Genomic DNA, 20,803 nt, shown 5'->3' with positions numbered 1-20,803 from the left:
TTTACCTTACTTGAAAATCAGCCATGTTTTTCAAAATCATCTAATGAACATTCACAAATTATATCATCTACTCCCTTAGCAATTGGAGTAACTCATAAAAATGAAATAATCTATAATTTTATGGGAAAACAATTTAATCACCAAAATATTAACTATATTGAGATGGATTTAAACTTAATTAACCAAACATACTCACTCATGTGTCATAAATCCCAAAACATAACTAATGGAAAATCCACATTAAATGATCAAGTTAATCATGAGCAAAAAAATGGAAATAATATAATCGGTGCAATCAACGGTGATTTCTTCAATATGTCAAATGGTATTCCCGTATGTAGCAATTTAATAAATGGTGAGATTTTTTCAACCTCATTAACAAGAGATGAAGAAGTAATGAGGCCATGCTTTACAATATTTGAAAATAATCGTATTGATATAGACAACTATCATTTTACAGGATACATAAATTTAATAGATTCAAATTCCTATAAAACGCAAATAAACATAGATTCAATTAACAGAAGTGACTATTTAGAAGATACTGTAAACATATTCAACTGCAAAGACAACGAATCATCGACAATATTTCTACCAGACAATAAAGAGGATGCAACTATTATATCCATAATACCAAACAATAAAAACACTTCCTTTTACAATAAAAGTTTAATATCAGGAAAAATCAAAGAAATAATAAATGATCCTCCAAACACCTATAAGATTAGAAATGATGAAATTATAGTAATTTCATACGACAAAAAAAAGGCACTATTTAATAATGCTTTCTTAGATATGGATGTGGAAATAAATTTTGAAATAAGAAAATCTAGCAACTATTCAACTCCAAAGATAAAACATCTTCTAACAGGTCATGAATTCATCCTCTATGATAACCAAATATTACCACAAAATTATTTTTCAAGAACATGGTCACAAGGCTCAACTACTTCAAAAAATCATAGAACAGCTTTAGCCCTCACAAATAGAAATACACTTTTAGCTTTAACAGTTGACAAAAAAAATGATTTTAAAGGAATGTCCTTAATAGAACTCGCTCACTTCCTAAAATCAAAAGGGGCATATAAAGCCATAAACCTAGATGGTGGAGGGTCAACGTCAATGATGATTCGAGAACCTGGAATACATTCGCTGAAATATACAAATCTCCCAAGAGAAAATCGTTTAATATCAAATTCAATCATGATTATAAATAAAATGCCCTATACTCTTGATATAGAAGATTTCTATTTTCATGATTCTCCAAAAATAAATTCAAACGAATCAAAAAAACTAAATTTTGTATCTTACGATAAAAATTTCAATCCAATAGATATATACACATTACCAGATCTAAAATTATCAAGTAATATTGGTTACTTTGATTCAGATTATATATTTCACCCAATAAATGTTCCATCTAAAGGAACTATAACAATTGAAGTAAATAACATTATCAAAACCTATAATATCGAAATAATATAAAAAGCCAGTGTAAAATTACACTGGCTTTTTATTTTTAGATTCTATTTTCAATCATCTTACCAATATACTCTGCTGCATCTTTTATAAGTACAGAACTAGTATTTACACATAAATCATAATTCAATTTATCTCCCCATTTACTTCCAGTTATAAATTGATAATACTTAGCTCTATTTTTATCTATATTTAAAATTTGATGCCTTAACTGCTTTTCACTTAAATTTTCATGTTCAGGTGCTTTTTCAATACATCTATTAATCTTTGTTTTCATATCAGAATAAATAAATATTTTAAATGGATTATATTCCTTAAGTATATAATCTGCACATCTTCCTATAATAACACAACTAGATTTTTTAGCCATATCAACTAAAATATTATTTTGCTCTGCATAAATATTTGCTTCTAAATTTTCTGTCATAGGGTTAAAAATTGCATAAAAACTGTTCCCTATAGTAATAGGAAATGATGAAATAGGTTTATCCTCAATAACCTGCTGAATATATTCTTCTGCAAGTTTCGTTTTTTTGGATATCTCAATTATTATTTCTTTATCATAATATGCAATACCCAAATATTCAGCAAGTCGCTTCCCAAATTCTCTACCGCCACTCCCAAATTCACGACCTATAGTAATTATTTTATTCATGCTTAACATTCCTCCACGAATTACTATAAAATTCTTACATACTAGTTAATATACATAAGGATAGAAATATATTCAACTACAACAACTATATTTGAGTAAATTTCTTAAATATGTCCTCAAATAGTGGATTTTCAAATATATAATTCACAATCTGAATTAAAATTTGTTCCTTAGTCATATTATTCTCCTCTGATTTTTCAATTATTGCATATAACATATGATTATATTCATCAGAACTTGGCTTCACATTTAAAATAGAATAATATAATTTATCCATTATTTCATCATATTTATTATCTATCAATATAAATTTCCTATCTAAACATAAACTCCTTATAACATTTTTAAATGATTCCTTATCATTTAAAATAGATTCTCTCATCTTTTCAAAATCTTCCTTATTAAGTTCTCTATTCACAGTATTTAAAGAAATTACATTGAAATAATCATATAAATCTGAAATTTCATCTCGTTTAACAAATGAACTTCTATCATTTAAAATAATATTATCTAGTGAAGTTATAGCTTGTCCATCATCTAAATAAACGACATAACTTTGATTTTTAAGCTCAACACTAATTACTCCAGTAATACCATTTAATTCATGATGAATATTAAAAGGTATAGTTATAGATCCATCCCTATGAAGTACTATAGTTAAATATCCTGATTCATATACCTTCTCTACATTATCAAAACTATTCATATATTCAATTTTTTGCCTATTAAAATCACTTATTTCATTATCACTTTGTATATAATAAAAAACTTTACCTTCCGTAGTTACAAAATAAGACTTATAAAATTCACCTTCGCTATTTGAAAATTCGTTAACAGTAATGTCATATACATCCAATAAATATTCTTCAGGTGCTTTAAAACCATTTTCAATTATTGGTATTGCCTTATTATCATAAGTTACAACATATAAATTATCTGCCTGATGTATAAATTTTTTTGCATTCTTAATTGATTCTACAATTTTTGAGACTTTATTATATTCATCACCGAATCCTATCATGCTCCCATCTTCTTTAATAATTAATATCAAATCATCACTAAAAATATTTACCTCTTTCACTTCAAATAAATTTTTTATACTCATTACTTTAGAATTCCCAATATTAACAATACTTACATTATCCTCACCTTCATATATCATAAGTGCATTATCAGTTAAAGCTTTTATATCCCTAACATTTTTAAAATCTTTAAATATTCTAGAATTTTCCATATCAAATGAAGATACTTTACCATCTAATGTTAATAAAAATCTACCATCAATTTTACTTATATTTTTTGATGTTGTAAAATTTTTTGAAGAAATAAGTTCATGTTCCCTCGTTAATGCAACAAAACCATCATCATAAATATCAATAGATAAAAGTTTAGGCATATCCTCTGGAACTATATCTTCCATATCACTATTTAATATAACCAATTCTCCATTTTCATTAATTAAATAAATTAATTCGCCGGTACCATAACCATTTAAAATTTCTGTTCCCATATTATTTTTAGCATTAGTGATTACACTAAAATTAGTTATTAATCCTGCAATAAAACCTATCATAATAAGAGTTTTTATTTTATTAATCATCTTACCTCCAAAAATAAAATAAAAATATTCATTTATTATATATGTTTTAAAATTAAAGGGCATGCTTATATATAAGCATGCCATTGTAAGTTCTATATTAACAAAAATTTATATCCATTATAAACAGGATAATTATACAAATTTACATCATCTTTCAATCTTTTTCTACAATTAAAATCCATTAATGCATAATTACATTTTATAAATTCATCATTACATTTCACATTATATATTGATTCAACAATTAAGCTTTTTAAATTACAAATATTTATTTTCCTAGATACCTTATAATCAAAAAATCTATTTTTATCTGGCACATATACTTGTATATAAATCATATATAGGTCCTCCAAAATTCCTAATTTATCTTGATGAGATTCTCTTGAGATTTATATAAAATAGTTGCATTCTCATCATCATTTACAATTATGCTTGCCCCATTTAAAAGTAATAAATCTATTACCTTTGAACATCTATTATCTATATTACTAGTCCTATATATCGACGTAACAAAATACATTTTTCTTGATTGCCTCTCTAAAATAGAATTTAATGATCCTATCATCTCATCATTGCACAAAGATATCAATTTCTCTATATTACTTATAATTACACAAACTCTCTCATCAGTAACAGAATCTAGCCAATTTATAAATTCTTTTACCTCATTCTCATCTAAATCTCTATTTTGAAAAAAATAAGACTTAATTCCCTTTTCTTCTACAATCTTATAGATATTATATAAAATTCCATCATTGTTTTTAGAATCATGTACAACACACAAATTATTACAATCATTAATAAAATTATCTAAAAAACTATTTAAATCTAATTCCGTTCTACTTTCAATTAATTGCTTCTCTTCATTACTCTCATGTTCTAATACATCCATAATTTCTGATCCACCATAAATCTTATTATTTATTTCATTCATGTGAATAAATAAACGCTTTAATTTATTATTAAGATCAACATCATTATTACTTAACATAGGAAGAGCAACTTGGAACTCAAGAATCCTATCACCTAAAGAATCTCTATAATTAACTATACCTCTTCCTTTAAATTTGGAATTCAATTTATATTCCCTTCCTAATATTTTTTTGTATAAAGATTCATCATTAAACCTCAATACGAATTTATTATCAAAATACTCACTTAAGTTCATTTCTATATTTCCATATTCAGATGAAGTTATGCAAACATAGATTCCATAAAATTTACCGTCTCTTGCTATCATTCTGATAAATTTCATATAATCCCACTTATCATCTATAATTTCTTGTACACTATCAATTGTTAAAATTACATTTGGTAATTCTTCCCCAACTCTAAGTTTATATTGATCTATAGTTGAAATATCTAAATTATCAAATATTTTTTTTCTAAGTTCAAACTCTTCCAATATTTTTTTAAATAACGAGTTAATTTCACTTTTAGTATAAGCTATATTCTTAACATGTGGAGCATAACCAAAACAATCTGTATTCCTAGTATTAGGATCAACTATATACACATTTAAATTCCTTTCCTTATATTCACAACATAAAGAATAAATAAGTGTCTTAATAAGATTACTCTTTCCTGTTCCCGGTGATCCAAATACAAATAAATTACCAATATTCTTAAAATCCACACTTAAAAATCTTTGAACCTGATACTTAGGATCATCAACAACTCCTACGATTGCCGAACAAGGTTTCTCAGATTCAGTCCACATAAACCCATTAAAATTACTCTTATATCCAGATAAATCATAAAGACTTAAATATCTAAGTGAACTATTAAATGCTGACATATATCTCATATTTATATTTGTTGAAAGACTTGAAATTTCATTAATTATTTCATCTTCCTGAAGCAAAAATTCATTCGTCTCATAAGCTCTTATGATCTTTTTGCTAATAGTACCACAATTATTTACAAGTTCTATAGCTAATTGCTCCTCATAATCCCCAACATAACAATTCGAATATACAATTTGCACATTATTAACTATAACACTATCCGACAATCTTATATTAAATTTACCTGTGGAATTGGGATTTAAAATTTCATTTTCTCCCATAATTTCAAACAAATCTCTCACATCAGATAACCTAAAACATACTTTGAAATCAAAATTACTCAAAATTTTCTCTTCTTTAACAAATGCACTAACACAATTAGAAGATACAATAATATGAATTCCAATACTCAATATCGATGAATATAACTGTGATAACTCACGTATAAAGTCGATATCATTTTTACAAACATCATCTATAATAATAATCAAATGTGGAATTATTATAGTATCGGAATAATTTTCATAAGTATTCAAATATGCGTTTATATCTTTAACACCTATACTATCAAATAATTTTTGTCTCCTACTAATTTCATTTTTTATAAGTTCTATTAATCTATTCTTCTCTGAAATATCTTCCTTATCCAAAATATCAATCACATGTGGAAGATGTACAAAATTATTTAACTTTATATTATAATTAGATTTAAGTATTATGAAATTTAAAAGATTTGGACTTAAGTTTATTGAGTAAGAAAGAATCATATTTTTCAATAATTCGGTCTTTCCAACTCCACTTTCACCGAATATTATTCCATTTATTCCATCATGCTTCTCATGTATATTAAGAGTAAATACATCTTTAAAATTCTTAGTAGCCACAGGAATATTTAAAGAACTTAATAACTTATTCTTTCTCCATCTATCTTCTATATTTAGATCTTTAACAGAAGAAGCATTATATAAACCAAAAATTGATCTACTTTCAAATCCTTTAATCACTCCTTCTGTGCTTAATTTGATCTTAGATAATGTATCCGTAAATTTATCTATATCAATCAAATTAGCTATGTCAACATAGTCATAAGATAAAACAACTTTTTTAATTCCATTTTCTCGAATGTTATAAAGAATCTGCTCTCTTTCACCAACATTTAGTATATATTTAAAGCACTCAGGTATATCCTTATTATTTATAGTAAAAATCACAAAATGAACATCTATCTTACTACTAACACTCTTTATATAATTTAAAAATTGATTCATTGGGGTAGTAAAATTATGAAATAAAAAAACAACGTAAGATGTCTTAAAAACATAATTAGTATTCTGTCTTAAAATGCTCTCCCTTTCTTTAATTATTTTGCGTAAATTATGTAAAACATCAATTACTTCATCATCAGTTATAGCAAAATATCTAAAATCATTTTTATCAGAATACACATGAGGAATTAGTTTTAAATAATTTATGTTTTCTTCATGATCTTTTGATGCAATCGTAACAATTTTCAAGTCCTTATAAGAATTATTGCTCGTAAATTGTACTATAAAATTTTTAAATACATCATAAATTTTATGCATGTCTGACACAACTGCAAGCTTACTTATCTTTTTAAGAGGTATAGTTATTGGCACCTTCTTAAGTATTTTATGGGAATCAAAAAGTCTATTATCATGAACATTTTTAGTTAATATTTTTAAATTCCCAAAATAAGATTCACCTTGTCCTATTGTCAAATTCAAAAAATTATTATCTCTTCCAACTCTATTCCAAACATTATTATCAAAATTAATAACACTTTCATAACAATCAATAGTCCTTGGATATCTTTGAGATAAAGCCCTTACCCATTCATCTTTAATTACTGATATTTCCTTAAACTTATCATCCAAATAAGAATTGTACTTTTCTTCTTGTCTTCTCCTATTTACTTTAAAATAAAATAATAAACATATAAGTAATACAATAACTAAAGTTCCAATCGAACTAACTAAAAGATAATAAAAAGAATTTGCCCCTATATAATACAAAAATAACATAGAAACTGCTAAAACTATTAAGCTTAATGGGATTAATCCAATAAACAAAAATTTCAAGGAATTATGATTATAAATAACAGGTGCATCAACCCTAAACTCTACATTTTCATCTAAATCCAAATATACTTTACCATCATCTTCAATTTCCCTATTAATATTAGTAAAACTCCTAGTTTCCATTACTTCAATATCATCATTGGAAAATTTTAACCTTGAAGATACTTTTCCATTTGGATTATTTACTGCAATATACTTTCCTAAATAAATAATCTTAAGTCCATAAATAAAAATTGTATCTCCAAATAAAGCTTCACCTTTTGAAATCTTCCTATTATTTAGATAACAACCAATACCATTACTTATAACTTCCACACTATTTTTCCTAAAATTTAAAATAATATGATAGTCAAGCATATCATCATTATCATAAATAATATCAGCATATTCATTTTTTCCAATCTTTATCTGTGAAATTTCATTCACTTTACACTTATAAAAATTACAATTTGAAAAATCTTCGTACTGTATTGATAAAATAACCTTAGATTTATCCCTAATTAAATCACATATAATTATATCTCCATCTATAATCAATTTTGAGTTTAATTTTTGATCTTTATAAATAAGCTCAAAATCATTAAAAGATTTCAATATATAATTCCCATTTTCATATTCAAAATGAAATGTATAGTCTCTTGAAAATAAGGTTATATCTTTATCTAATAAAAATTCAACTGAACTATTTTGAAAGCTTTCAATATTCCATTCTATAAGCTTGTTCTTATAGAAAACATAAATTTTTACCCTTTTCATAATCCCCTCTTACAAATTTTATCAATATTTTGTAAACAACATATTAACATATTTCAATATTTTGTTCAACATTTTGAAATAATTTTGTAATCAAAAAAAGATAGTAGTAACCTACTATCTTTTTATAAAATCTTTATCAGCCTTCTCAGAGAAAAGCATTCCTATTCTTCTATTTTCAATAATCTTAACAAACTTGCTTAATACTCCATTTCTATTAATCAAACTATCAACGCACTTTCTATTAGAATTATACTTCAACAATTTATCCCTAACTAAAAAATAATTATAAATTATATTCTCAACCTGAAAATCTATATCACTCCACAAATCTTTACTCCAAATTTTCAAAACATTATATCCAAGTTTATCAAAATAAATAAAACAATCTATATATTGCTCCAACCTACACTTGAATTTATCAACTATACTGGATTCAAGTTCTACAAATAAAACATATTTTTTAAGGTCTTTATCATATATCGCAAAATCAAATTTATAAAATGAAGTTCCGAAATTTTTCTCTACAATAAGTCCCCTATCAAGTAACTTATCACAAATAATATCTAATATTTTATTAACTTTACTATTATCACTTTCATCACAATTTAACTCATTCATAATTTTATCCACATTACCATTATAAATTTCATTGGCATAATGCAAATATTTTTTTAAAATATTTGCGTTTTCATTTGAATATTCTTTACTCTCAATATCACTTATACTGAGTGACGTAACTATATCCATTTCATATTGAGTCATCATTAAAAACATATTTAGTTTATTTCTACAATTCCGACCTTCTATATCACTAAACTTAATTTCTACCTCATTTTCTATATTTCTCTCACCACCTAGAGAAAATATCACAATATCTATCTTCTTATATAAAATTTCAGGAATGCTACTTATGTATATTCCAGCATTTGATTTATACTTTTTACATTCCCTGTTATACAAGAAATTAAATTCCTCATCTACCTTCAATCTATCACTAATTACTTTTTTTATTAAATCTGCGTGACTTTTACTAATTGTAATTATTCCAATAGAATCCTCATATTTCTTAATTTTCAAATGTTTAAATAAAAGATCTACAACAAATTTAGCCTCATATTCATTTATATTCTCTATACCTTTATTCCCTATAGTAAATATCATAAATGGATTGTCAATATCTGAATATTTCCTGTCTCTAGGTAATGAAATAATGTCTTCAATACTAAATAAACTATTTAATATATCCCTAAAAATTTCATTTCCAGACGGATACATATATTTTAAATTTACCCTATTAAATTTATCACTCACAAATTTAAACACATTATTTGAAATCTCTGTAACATCATAAGATATTATATTATAACTCTTACTACTGCAATTAATTTGATTATCACTTCCGAATACAACCAATCTTTTACCTCTATACACTACAGGTAAAATATCTTCTAAAAAATAATTATGTCCATCTACAAAAACTATATAATCAAATAATCCTTCGATTAAAGGTATATTTGAAGACAAACTATCATAATCGATTAAAAAACATGGAAATAATTTTAAACATTCCTTATTAAAAGTGCTTATAAAATCTTTAATTAAATATCTAGAAATATTTGAAAAAGAATTTTTATCTATTTTATTATCATTATTAATTAAACTTTCCTTTGCTTCAGACAGAACCTTATTTAATACAAATCTTTCTAAATTACACGCTCTCTTATCAAATAATTTCATAAGATTATCAAAATATCTATCAACCATTTTATAATTCTCAAGTGTATCCCCATGTTTATTATGACGTCTTAAAATATTTACAAATATAGAAAATTTCAAAATTTTATCTAAATTATCTCGCATCATTTTCTCATTGATAGAATTATCATATATATATTCTAATATATCATTAACAAGCATACTGAAATTTTTAATTTTATAACTATACTCTATAAATTCATGAAAAGTATCCATCATATTCAAAAGATTACCTGTATAATGCGTTACATCATTAAAATCAAATATTCTATTCCTAATAAATTCAAATTTATCATGCTTTACTATATCTCCAATAAAACTAATATCATGATCAATTTCTTTTATAGCTTCATAATACATCTCAGTATTTAATAAAGCTTGCCTGTTAAGTTCAATACTTTTTCTTTTGATTTTCCCAAAACCTAAACTTTTAAACCAAGATTCTGAAGAATCATAATTATTATCATTTTCAGATTCAATGTAGTATTCACTATATTTAAAACACTTATCTATAATCTCATCTTTAGAAAATTTATTCTCTTTGAATAACCTAATCACACTAAGACTACATTTATTTTTTTCAAAATTTAAAGCTAACTTATCATATTTTTGTCTAAGAGCCTTTAATTTATCTAAATATAAATTTATATCTTCGAAATTAAAATCTTCTCTGATTAAATTTAAAATTTTATGTTTATTTAAATATTCCTTATGAGATATAAAAATATCTATCAAATTTTTATCTTTAATTTCATCAATTGCGTGCACAATCTCATTGAATGTACAACCAGAAACAGGATTATTCAATTTAAATTTATTAAATGACATTTTATCAATACTACTGTCACTTACATCCATAGTTAATTCATACATATCCTTAAGCGACAAACCAAAGCTCTCTATTTTATTGTAAATGCCATTAGAATCTTCTATAAAATTATACTTTTCATTAATCTCTTTTAAAATTTCATTAAATACCCTTTTTATTTCAAAATCTTCTCGAAAATTAAGTATCCTATCAAAACTTCTATAAAATTTTTGATAAAAATCATTTTGGAATAAGTCCATAATAATTGATTTTGTAAAAGAGAATTCATTATACAATTTTTCCAAATATTCCTTATCCCTAGAAATTATAAGCAAACTCTTATTTTTACAAATCTTATCAAATACAAAATTAGTTATAGTAGTATCCTTGCCCACATCCAAATTTGAATTTACAAGTGTAATATAACTCTCATCACTTAGACAAATAGATTGTTTCTGACTAAAATCAAGTTTATCTCTCACATAAATTTCTTTGTTTATATCTTCCTTGTATTTCTCTTTGTTATCACTTCCAGAAATTAATCTCCCTACAAGAGTATTAGATATATCCACATAAATGAGTGATTCATAATCTTCATACTCTTCTCCTATTACCTGAAAATCACCAAGAACCAAATAATTTTTAATCTCTAAATATGGATTATCACTACTTAAACTTCTTAATACACCTGAAAATTCATCAAACTTATTATCTAAAATTCCTTCATTATTACTAAAACTTATATCTAAACTTTTCAAAAAATCTAATGCTAATTTTAAAATATCTCTTTTAAAATCTTTCTTAAACTCATAATCAAGCTTAATTTCCAAATTCTTGTGTTTAAAAATCCTTTGAAGTATAATAATCAAATATCTATTTATCTTTATTTTACTTTCAATCTTCTTCCTTATAAACCACTCATTATTATCATTAAAAACTTCAACAGGTATTAAAAAAAATGGCATACGAACAAAACTTGTGCTGTCAATATATCCCTCAACAAACGGATACCCTATATATAAATCCCTACTTTTATTTTCTTTACACAACTTATCTAAATTTAAAATAACATCATTCATGCTACTATACTGCGCATTTAATAAATCCAAATTTTTGTTTATGTTTCCCTTATAAAAATCATCTAAAAATATCTCATACTCTTTTATGCTTGAAAAATCATCATTCACCTCAAACTTCTCAAGCTTTTCTTTTTTATTCCTATTAGCTAACTCCCTAATTTTAAATAATCTATCACTCTGCCAAGTTAAAGGGTCTTCAACAATTTTTAATATATCCCAATTCTCTGAAAATATAAAATTAATAAAATTGGAATAAACTTCTTCGTTATAACTTTTTAAAATATATAAATCTAAAAAATCCTCATCGTGAAGATTATCTAAATATATTGTCCTATTATCTAAAGTTAAATTAACAGAAATATCTTGATACTTTCTCAAACTATCACTCATAAATATCACCTTAACTCTATGTAAAAATTTCATTACCACACTCTTTAGTATTAATATTAATTAATTAAATTATTTAACTAATTTATTCAATTTATTAATTAACCGTTAATTACTAAAAATTATTGAATAAATATAAGTATTTTACGATATAATCATAAAAATTTATTAACCTTAATTTTTTATAGGGGTGAAAATTATGATTAAAAATCTATGTAATGTATTTATTTTCGTTAAAGATCAAAATAAAGCTAAAGAATTTTGGTCAAAAAAAATGGGCTTTAAAATAAAAGAAGATATCCAAATAGAAGGAAAATATACTTGGACAGAAGTAATCCCTCAGGAAGGCACGACATCACTTGTACTATATCCAAAAAGTTTAAGAACTGATTCTAAAAAATCATATAAAGAAATAACATTCTTTACCGATGATATACAATCAACATACAACGAACTCTCTTCAAAAGGTGTAAAATTTTTAAGAGAACCCTTAGATACAGGATATGGAATCTTTACAGAATTCAATGATGATGATGGAAATATATTTTCACTTAAACAAACATAAAGGTGTACTGATATCACATCAATACACCTTTACACTTATTAAATTTCTTTATCTATCTTCTTCAAATATCTCCTATAATAGAGAGAAATTACACCAACAACAGGTGATGATAATATTATTCCACCAATTCCAAACAATCCTCCACCTATTATTAAAGAAACTATAACAACAAGTGGCGGCAATCCAACAAAATCCCCTAGTATCTTAGGCTGAATTAAATTACCTTCTATCTGCTGAAATGCCATTAATAATAAAAATCCAAGTATAGCTACGCTAAATCCGGATGGTAATCCCAATACAAAAGCACCTATAGCCCCAATCAGTGGACCCAAATAAGGTATAACATTACTCATACCAGCTAACACCCCAATTATAACTGCATATGGATTTTTTATAATATACGTTAAAATAAATGAACAAACCCCAACAAATACTGCATCTACTATAAGTCCTGTAAAATATCCACCGAACACCTGATCAAAATCTAATGTAAAATTTTTAATCTTCGTACTAATATGCTTTTTAAATATGATATCAGATAATGTTGAGAAAAATTTTGATATTTTTTCTTTATCTCTTAACATATATACAGATAAAATTACAGCTACCAATAAATTAAATATAAATACACCAGTGCTGGAAATAAAAGCCGTCAAAGCAGAAATAGACACATCCAAAAGATTTTTAAAATTATTATTTAGGAAATATCCTACTTTCTCATTTATTACATTAATAATATTTGGATCAATCTCAAAATTATTTAAAAATCTTATAATTATATCGACATAGGCTGGCAACTCTTTTATAAGAGCTTTTAAACTATTTAAAAACGGTTCCAATATAAATGCTATAAGTATAGCAACCGCAGATCCTAAAACTAACATTACTGTTACAATAGTTAATAGCCTTATCCTACCAAATTGTTTCTTAGAAACAACTTCTAATGGATCTTGATCTTTCTTAATTTTATAAAATAATCTAAAATATCCTTTATCTAGTAAATTTACCAATGGTTTTAATATGTATGACATAATTGCCGCAATAATTATTGGTTGGCATATACTAAATAAATTAACCCAAAATACTTTAATATTACCCCAAACTTCTGGTACATAATCAATACCCTTATATAACAGAATCAATATAATAACCATAATAAAAATTGTAAAAAACTTATGACTCTTAATATCTTTCCAAAATTCTCTCAAAATTTCCCCTCCGAAATTTAATAATACAAAACTCTATATATAGATATATTTTAATAACTTCCCCTAAAAATACACTTTTTATATATTCATCTCTTAAAATATTAAACTAAAATTTCATCAATATTAAACATATCTATACTCTTAAAATCTTCGAAAGTATATTTTATATCAACAGCTTCAAAGGCTTCCTTTAACTGGTTTAAATTATTAACAGATATTATAGAACACGTTTCTATATTCTGATTAAATAAATATCCAAGTGCAGCCCATGAGGGTGATGCTATATACTTTTCACCTATGATTTTCAATTCTTCATATAAATCCAAATTTTTTTCTGTATAATATGGTGAAGTTAGTTTTAATTCTTCCATATCTACAGTTTGTGGCTCCATTTCATTTAAATAAAGTTTTGCAAAAAAACCATTTGCTAATGCGGAATATGGCATGGCTAATATATTAAATTCATTATGTATATCCATCATTTCAGAATCCATCTTTACATACTTATCTTCTATTTTAGATTCATCCATTCCAAAAACTCCCGCATTCCATAACATTTGATTAACTACAAAACCTCCTATATTATGTTTCTTTGCATATTCCATAGCTTGTCTAATTCTATAAGGCTTCCAATTAGAGCATCCATAATTTAATATCTTTCCATCCTTTTTGATATCCTCTAAATATCCAAGTATTAATGAAACATCTGTTTTCTCATCATCGCCATCAATTAAAAATAAATCTAAATAATCGGTATTTAAATTTTTTAGACTAATATTTAAATCATTCAATAAAGAATCAAAAGTATTATTACTTAAAAGAAACGAACTTTTAGAAATCAAATAAATACTTTCACGTCTATTACAAGAACTAATCCATCTACCAATAAATTTTTGAGATTCTTCTACTTCATCCCTTCTCAATCCTAACTCAGATATTGAGGTATCTATTACGTTTCCTCCCATATCTAAAAAATCAGTCAATAATTCTCTCAATTTTTCATCAGATAATCCACTTTTTAATATATCATATGTACCCAATCCTATCTTATATATATGATGACTTGACTCCGGAACAAGTGTTACATATTTTTTCATCAAACTATCCCCCAAACTAAAATTATCCCTAATTATACCATAAAATATTCTAATAAATCCATATTTAAACAATAAAATAGCTACCTCCTAGAGGTAGCTATTTAGAAATTAAACTATATTTTCTATATATTGGTACTCAATCTTTCTCCCACTATATTTTATCTTTGAATAATTAAATGAATTTTTAAGCAAATCATCTATATCATAAATATTTTTTATCTTACCAATCGCAATAAACTGATTTATTGCATTCCCTATAATTCCAGAATCTTTAGGTCCAATTTCCAAATCCTTCAATGTAATATCAGATATAAATTGATTATAAAAATTATTTAAACTATACTCTCCAACCATACATATACTATCAAATATTCCACCTGTTACTTTTTCAAAATCTTTTATACACTTCCTATAATACACAGCAAAACTATTGTAAACAATTCTTATAAAATCAGAAATTGAATTTGGCATACTATTTAATTTAAAATCAAAATAATATTTTACGATATTCATTAATACCGCCGAATTTTTAAATATATCACTATCAAAATCTATAATATAGTTTATATCTCCATTACTATCTAAAATATTCCATAAGTTCTCGACCATAAAGTTATTTTCTATATTTTTCAAAAAATCATCAACTAACTTATAACAAGGTATATATCTAAATATTTTTACTAAATCACTATTAATCATCTGATGATTTAATCCAAATTTAGAACCTTCAAGATACATTTTAGAAAAATCTTCGGTACATCCAATAATACCCTCGTTAGAATTAACTATAAATATAGAATTTTTATTTAATATACGGGTAGTAAATAATGATGATAATAATGTATTACCATAAGGTGATATTACATCTACCCCATTCACTTTACACTTACCAATACTTTTCCCATAATCTACTATATTAAACTCTACTTCGTTTCCAAAGCCTACATAATCAATTATATCATTATCAATATTTTGGTTTTTAAAATTAAATAACTGCGAAAATCCAAGTTGAGTTCTCTCATTGAATAAATTTCCAGTTAACCTATAGCCTATATAGTCACTTAAATAAACAATTTTTCTGATATTATTAAATTCACTTTTATACAAATCTTTGTACATTAAAAGTTTACATAAAGTGTCATTACTATTAAGTTCAACTCCTGTTTTTCTATAAATATACGCAGCCCCTAATTCATTTACTATTTTATTTAAATAAATAGATTTCATATTTATGCCTAAGTATATTTCCATTATTAAATTATTTTTATCATCCAAAATAACGGGTTCATTTATAGAAGAATTTATAGAAATTGATTCAATATTATACCCTATTTGTTTAACACTAACTAAAGCCTCATTTATTTCCTTTATTATTTTATCTACATTTAAATATTTCATAGAATTCAAACCATTTGCAGTAATTTTTGAGCATCTATGAACCTCTTGTAGAAATATTTTATCATTTCTAAGTGTAATACACATTATTTTCAAATTTATTTTTGAGATATCTATAACTAAACAACAATCCATTCTATCACCCCTGAATCATCATGCTAAGTGTTAAATTTTTAAATTAAATATATTATCATAATACTTCAATTTATTCATTAATTTTAACTTTAATATAGAAATTACACTAAAAATCTAGTATCATTTAAATAATATTTATTATAAGGAATTTAAAAGATGATTTGTATTGCTGATATAAACCATAAAAAGTGCATTCAAAATATATTGGATAATGGAATATTTGATAAAAATCCACGTCCAAAATATAAAGATGGATCTCCTGCATATTCAAAATTCATAACTCACTATATAGAAAGTTATGACATATCCAAAAATGAATTCCCCATAATAACATTAAGACATATTCCAGTCAAAAATGCTATAAAAGAAATACTTTGGATATATCAAGACCAGACATCAGACTTAAACATACTAAGAAATAAATACAATATTTTTTGGTGGGATGAATGGGAAAGCAAGAAATATCCAAATACAATTGGTATAAGATATGGAGAAACTGTAAAAAGATATGACCTAATAAACAAATTAATCAATGGAATAAAAAAAGACCCATACGGAAGACGTCATATTATGAATTTATGGCAAGAAAAAGATTTTAATGATAGCGATGGACTTAATCCATGTGCATTTCAAACTCTATTCTCTGTAAGAGGAGATTTTTTAGATACTATGCTAATACAAAGAAGCTCAGATTTTCTAGTAGCATCTTCAATAAATTCAATACAATATGTATCCCTTCAAATGATGATATCAAAAACGTGTAATTTAAAACCCGGAAAATTTACCCACGTTATTAATAACGTACATATTTATGATCGGCATATTAATCAAGCACATATCTTACTTAATAGAAAAATTGGTAAACAACCCATTTTAAAATTAAATACTAATGAAAATGACTTTTATAATTTCACAATTAATGATTTTAAAATTGAAAACTATGAATATACATCACCACAATTAAAATTTGAGTTAGGAATTTAATCATGATTAAACTAATTGCATGTATAGACAAGTACAGTTCACTAGGCATAAATAATAATCTCATTTATTTCATCAAAGAAGATTTAAAAATCTTCAAAGAAAAAACTATTAATAATATAGTCGTCATGGGTAGAAAAACCTTCAATAGTTTAAATAACAAACCTCTTCCAAATAGAGAAAATATAATTATATCTCGAAATTTATGTAATCCTAAGGACAAATCTTATACTGTCTTCAATGATATAAATAGTGTTTTAAAACTAAATACACCAAAAGATATCTTTATAATAGGAGGAAGTAAAATATATAAATATTTTACAGATTTCTATGATGAAATACACTTAACAATGATAAAAGATAAATACACCAAAGTCTACCCTATAAATCAGTCCGTAAAATTAAATATACAATTAAATAACTTTAAACTTATTGACCAAAAAGAATATGATATATTTTTTATAAAAATATATCAGAGGATTAAATAAATACTCTGAAAATATTTCTTGTGATAGTAACCTTTTAATATATTAAAGAATATTTTCTTATATATGATTTTCTTTTTATCAATATTTTAAGAGGTTATTTATGGAAAATTTGAGAGGTCTAAAAATTGGATATGCCATAACAGGATCATTCTGTACTTTTAATGAATCTTTTGCTCTAATGGAAAAACTTATAGAATTAGGTGCTGATATATATCCTATTGTTTCTTTCAATGTTCAAAAAATCAAAAATAGATTTGCAATTCCAGAAGAAACTATGAAATTTTTGAAAGTCAAAACTAATCATGCCATATTAAAAAGCATCGAAGAATCTGAATCTATAGGACCTAAAAACTTCTTAGATTTATTATTAGTTGCCCCTTGTACATCTAATACATTAGGAAAAGTTGCAAATGGCATAAACGACACTCCTGTTACTATGGCAATTAAATCTTTTCTACGAGGACAAGATAAACCAGTCGTAATTGCATTATCATCAAATGATGCATTAGGACTCACTCTTAAAAATATATCTTCACTTATAAATACTAAAAATATTTATTTTTCCCCAATGATTCAAGACAATGTTATATCAAAACCAAATTCTCTTGTTACAGACTATTCAAAAGTTATTGACACAATACTACTTGCTCTTAAAGGAAAACAAATAAGACCAATTGTAACAATATAAAAAGCTATCTTAAAAATAAGATAGCTTTTTATTCGAAATATAATTTTTCTAAATCTTTAGAAAACCATCTATTTAAATTATAGTTTTTAATCCCCTTAACTTTTGATGTATATACATCAATATTCTTTCTCTCAAACAGAAATATATATGGTAGATCATACGAAAGTTCCTCATATAATTCTGCATATATTTCTTTTCTCTTTGAATTATCAAGTTCATTCAATGCATCATTAAGGAGTTTATCTACCCTTTCATTTGAATAAGAAAATCTATTTGAAGGACCATCCGTAGAAAATCTTGATGATGAATCAGGATCAGGACTTGCAAATGGTGTAAACATAAATGATAAATGGTAAGAAAATTTCCCCTCTTTAGCATCTTTTTGCCTCTGAATTAATGTTTTAGATTCCATATATTCAACTATAACATTAATCCCGATTTTTTTATAATTATCAAGCATTATAGGTATCAATATATCATTAACCTCATTTGGAGAACTTGCCAAAAATTTTAAGGTCAACTTTTTCCCATTTTTTTCCCTTATCCCATCATCACCTAAGAACCAACCCGACTCTTCTAAAAGTTTACGAGCCTTATCCGGATTATAATCATACTTAGTAAAGCTTTCTACATCTGGATAAAAATAAGAATTTTTATTCTGAGGTATGTTTAAAACACTTCCATAATCTCCAAAACTACTATCAACTATTGATTCCCTATCAAGGCCATATGCGAGTGCTTGACGAATATTCCTATCCTGCATAATCTCTTCTTTATGATTTATTGCAATATATCCATAACCTAAAACATCAGTCAAAATTCCACCAACAAACCCCATATCATTTAAAATAGTAAAATTCTCTTGTGTAGGTAAAATTGTTTTTCTTACTATATCAACATCTCCATTTTCTATTAAAGAAATTTGATTGGAATCATTAATTACTCTAAGTATTAAATTTTTAATCTTAGGTTCACCATTATAATAATTTTCATTTGCTACAAGCCGTACCTCTTCACCCTCTATATACTCAACGAACTTATATGGACCATTACCAAAAGGTTTTCTATTTAACAATTCAATTTTAGATGCTTCTCCTTGTATATAATCTTTACCATAAACATGAAGAGCAAGTGGCTTAATCCTCTCAAAGTAATAATTCTTTTTAGCATTTATAGAATTAAATTTAATTGAAAATCTTTTATCATCAATTATCTTAAATCCTTCTATATCTTCAGTTACACCATCCCTATAATTTTCCCAACCTACCATATCAAAATTATCTCTCTCAAAAGTCCCAGTATAAGTCTTGTCCATTAAAACCTTAAACGTAAACTCCATATCATAAGAAGTAATAGGCTCACCATCTTGCCACACAGCATCATCTCTAATAATAAAATTATAAGTATTTTCACTCTCTATAATATCTGGTAAATAAGCTATACCATTCGTAACATTTCCATCACCACCAATTTCCAAAATAGGATCCCACATAGTATCATTAACATCAACATCATTTGTTGAAATTGCAAATAATGGGTTAAATACACCACTAGGTGAAGGCATTCCAATTATTAATGTATCCTTCCTATTCAAAGAATTTTTAGGTAAAGCTTCAGGATTCGATGGAACTAAATATAAAGTTTCTTTATCAAATTCATCTACCCCATTAACAAATACAACTTCTTTATTCTGTGTAACATCCCCTTCCTTTTTACAAGAACAAAATGTAAACATAATGAATATTAAAGTAAAAACTAAAAACTTATTTAATTTAATCATCCTCTTTCTATATGTAAATAAAAAATCTTACCTATATATTAAACCAAAGTTAATATATAAG

At 25.2% G+C, this 20,803-nt stretch carries 14 protein-coding genes; 5 read left to right on the top strand and 9 right to left on the bottom strand.

The genetic code is table 11. The annotated features are described in order from the left end of the window. Positions 1–120: 120 nt before the first annotated feature. Complete coding sequence (locus SFBM_RS02485) at positions 121–1,485, top strand: phosphodiester glycosidase family protein (RefSeq protein ID WP_005806799.1); 1,365 nt, start codon at positions 121–123, stop codon at positions 1,483–1,485. Between the two features lie 34 nt (positions 1,486–1,519). Here SFBM_RS02485 and SFBM_RS02480 read toward each other — a convergent pair whose 3' ends face one another. The 5 genes from SFBM_RS02480 to SFBM_RS02460 all read right to left on the bottom strand — a co-directional run bounded on the left by SFBM_RS02480 (position 1,520) and on the right by SFBM_RS02460 (position 12,441). Next, positions 1,520–2,134: an AAA family ATPase gene (locus SFBM_RS02480; RefSeq protein ID WP_005806800.1), complete on the bottom strand. Its 615-nt coding sequence runs from the start codon at positions 2,132–2,134 to the stop codon at positions 1,520–1,522. A gap of 85 nt (positions 2,135–2,219) precedes the next feature. Beyond that, positions 2,220–3,734: a hypothetical protein gene (locus SFBM_RS02475; protein WP_007442410.1), complete on the bottom strand. Its 1,515-nt coding sequence runs from the start codon at positions 3,732–3,734 to the stop codon at positions 2,220–2,222. Between the two features lie 92 nt (positions 3,735–3,826). Then, positions 3,827–4,072, bottom strand: coding sequence for a hypothetical protein (locus tag SFBM_RS02470; protein ID WP_005806803.1), 246 nt, complete (start codon positions 4,070–4,072; stop codon positions 3,827–3,829). A 20-nt stretch (positions 4,073–4,092) separates the two neighbouring features. Further along, positions 4,093–8,376 (bottom strand): FtsK/SpoIIIE domain-containing protein, encoded by a 4,284-nt coding sequence (locus SFBM_RS02465; protein WP_005806805.1) that lies wholly within the window; start codon positions 8,374–8,376, stop codon positions 4,093–4,095. A gap of 114 nt (positions 8,377–8,490) precedes the next feature. Next, the gene (locus tag SFBM_RS02460; RefSeq protein ID WP_014017866.1) at positions 8,491–12,441 is read right to left on the bottom strand and encodes a helicase; all 3,951 of its coding nucleotides are present in this window, start codon (positions 12,439–12,441) and stop codon (positions 8,491–8,493) included. 163 nt (positions 12,442–12,604) lie between these two features. Between SFBM_RS02460 and SFBM_RS02455 the strand changes: the two genes are divergently transcribed. Beyond that, entirely contained in the window at positions 12,605–12,970 is a 366-nt protein-coding gene (locus tag SFBM_RS02455) for a VOC family protein (protein ID WP_005806809.1), read from the top strand. Between the two features lie 38 nt (positions 12,971–13,008). Here the strand turns inward: SFBM_RS02455 and SFBM_RS02450 are convergent, their stop codons facing one another. The 3 genes from SFBM_RS02450 to SFBM_RS02440 all read right to left on the bottom strand — a co-directional run bounded on the left by SFBM_RS02450 (position 13,009) and on the right by SFBM_RS02440 (position 16,805). Then, entirely contained in the window at positions 13,009–14,178 is a 1,170-nt protein-coding gene (locus SFBM_RS02450) for an AI-2E family transporter (RefSeq protein WP_005806811.1), read from the bottom strand. Between the two features lie 101 nt (positions 14,179–14,279). Next, a complete protein-coding gene (locus tag SFBM_RS02445; protein WP_007439937.1) occupies positions 14,280–15,347 on the bottom strand; it encodes an aldo/keto reductase in 1,068 nt (355 codons plus the stop codon). Positions 15,348–15,383: 36 nt separating this feature from the next. Beyond that, complete coding sequence (locus SFBM_RS02440; RefSeq protein ID WP_005806814.1) at positions 15,384–16,805, bottom strand: FGGY family carbohydrate kinase; 1,422 nt, start codon at positions 16,803–16,805, stop codon at positions 15,384–15,386. Positions 16,806–16,961: 156 nt separating this feature from the next. On the opposite strand from SFBM_RS02440, the gene SFBM_RS02435 reads away from it, so the two are divergent. The 3 genes from SFBM_RS02435 (at position 16,962) to SFBM_RS02425 (ending at position 18,962) form a co-directional block, all read left to right on the top strand. Further along, positions 16,962–17,789, top strand: coding sequence for a thymidylate synthase (locus SFBM_RS02435; RefSeq protein ID WP_005806816.1), 828 nt, complete (start codon positions 16,962–16,964; stop codon positions 17,787–17,789). Between the two features lie 2 nt (positions 17,790–17,791). Beyond that, complete coding sequence (locus SFBM_RS02430; protein WP_005806818.1) at positions 17,792–18,274, top strand: dihydrofolate reductase; 483 nt, start codon at positions 17,792–17,794, stop codon at positions 18,272–18,274. A gap of 100 nt (positions 18,275–18,374) precedes the next feature. After that, complete coding sequence (locus tag SFBM_RS02425; protein ID WP_005806819.1) at positions 18,375–18,962, top strand: dipicolinate synthase subunit B; 588 nt, start codon at positions 18,375–18,377, stop codon at positions 18,960–18,962. Between the two features lie 28 nt (positions 18,963–18,990). Here SFBM_RS02425 and SFBM_RS02420 read toward each other — a convergent pair whose 3' ends face one another. Then, on the bottom strand, positions 18,991–20,742 hold the full coding sequence (locus SFBM_RS02420; protein ID WP_005806821.1) for an ABC transporter substrate-binding protein: 1,752 nt from the start codon (positions 20,740–20,742) through the stop codon (positions 18,991–18,993). Positions 20,743–20,803: the final 61 nt, after the last annotated feature.

Source organism: Candidatus Arthromitus sp. SFB-mouse-Japan, assembly GCF_000270205.1.
In the GTDB taxonomy this organism is placed as follows: domain Bacteria; phylum Bacillota; class Clostridia; order Clostridiales; family Clostridiaceae; genus Dwaynesavagella.
Note: the sequence above shows the minus strand (reverse complement) of the source record. Positions and strands in the feature narration are given on the sequence as shown.

Excerpts from the sequence above, each read along its gene's own strand:
- SFBM_RS02485 (WP_005806799.1), top strand. The coding sequence starts at position 121 with ATGGGAAAACAATTTAATCACCAAAATATTAACTATATTGAGATGGAT.
- SFBM_RS02480 (WP_005806800.1), bottom strand. The coding sequence starts at position 2,134 with ATGAATAAAATAATTACTATAGGTCGTGAATTTGGGAGTGGCGGTAGA.
- SFBM_RS02475 (WP_007442410.1), bottom strand. The coding sequence starts at position 3,734 with ATGATTAATAAAATAAAAACTCTTATTATGATAGGTTTTATTGCAGGA.
- SFBM_RS02470 (WP_005806803.1), bottom strand. The coding sequence starts at position 4,072 with ATGATTTATATACAAGTATATGTGCCAGATAAAAATAGATTTTTTGAT.
- SFBM_RS02465 (WP_005806805.1), bottom strand. The coding sequence starts at position 8,376 with ATGAAAAGGGTAAAAATTTATGTTTTCTATAAGAACAAGCTTATAGAA.
- SFBM_RS02460 (WP_014017866.1), bottom strand. The coding sequence starts at position 12,441 with ATGAAATTTTTACATAGAGTTAAGGTGATATTTATGAGTGATAGTTTG.
- SFBM_RS02455 (WP_005806809.1), top strand. The coding sequence starts at position 12,605 with ATGATTAAAAATCTATGTAATGTATTTATTTTCGTTAAAGATCAAAAT.
- SFBM_RS02440 (WP_005806814.1), bottom strand. The coding sequence starts at position 16,805 with ATGGATTGTTGTTTAGTTATAGATATCTCAAAAATAAATTTGAAAATA.
- SFBM_RS02435 (WP_005806816.1), top strand. The coding sequence starts at position 16,962 with ATGATTTGTATTGCTGATATAAACCATAAAAAGTGCATTCAAAATATA.
- SFBM_RS02430 (WP_005806818.1), top strand. The coding sequence starts at position 17,792 with ATGATTAAACTAATTGCATGTATAGACAAGTACAGTTCACTAGGCATA.
- SFBM_RS02425 (WP_005806819.1), top strand. The coding sequence starts at position 18,375 with ATGGAAAATTTGAGAGGTCTAAAAATTGGATATGCCATAACAGGATCA.
- SFBM_RS02420 (WP_005806821.1), bottom strand. The coding sequence starts at position 20,742 with ATGATTAAATTAAATAAGTTTTTAGTTTTTACTTTAATATTCATTATG.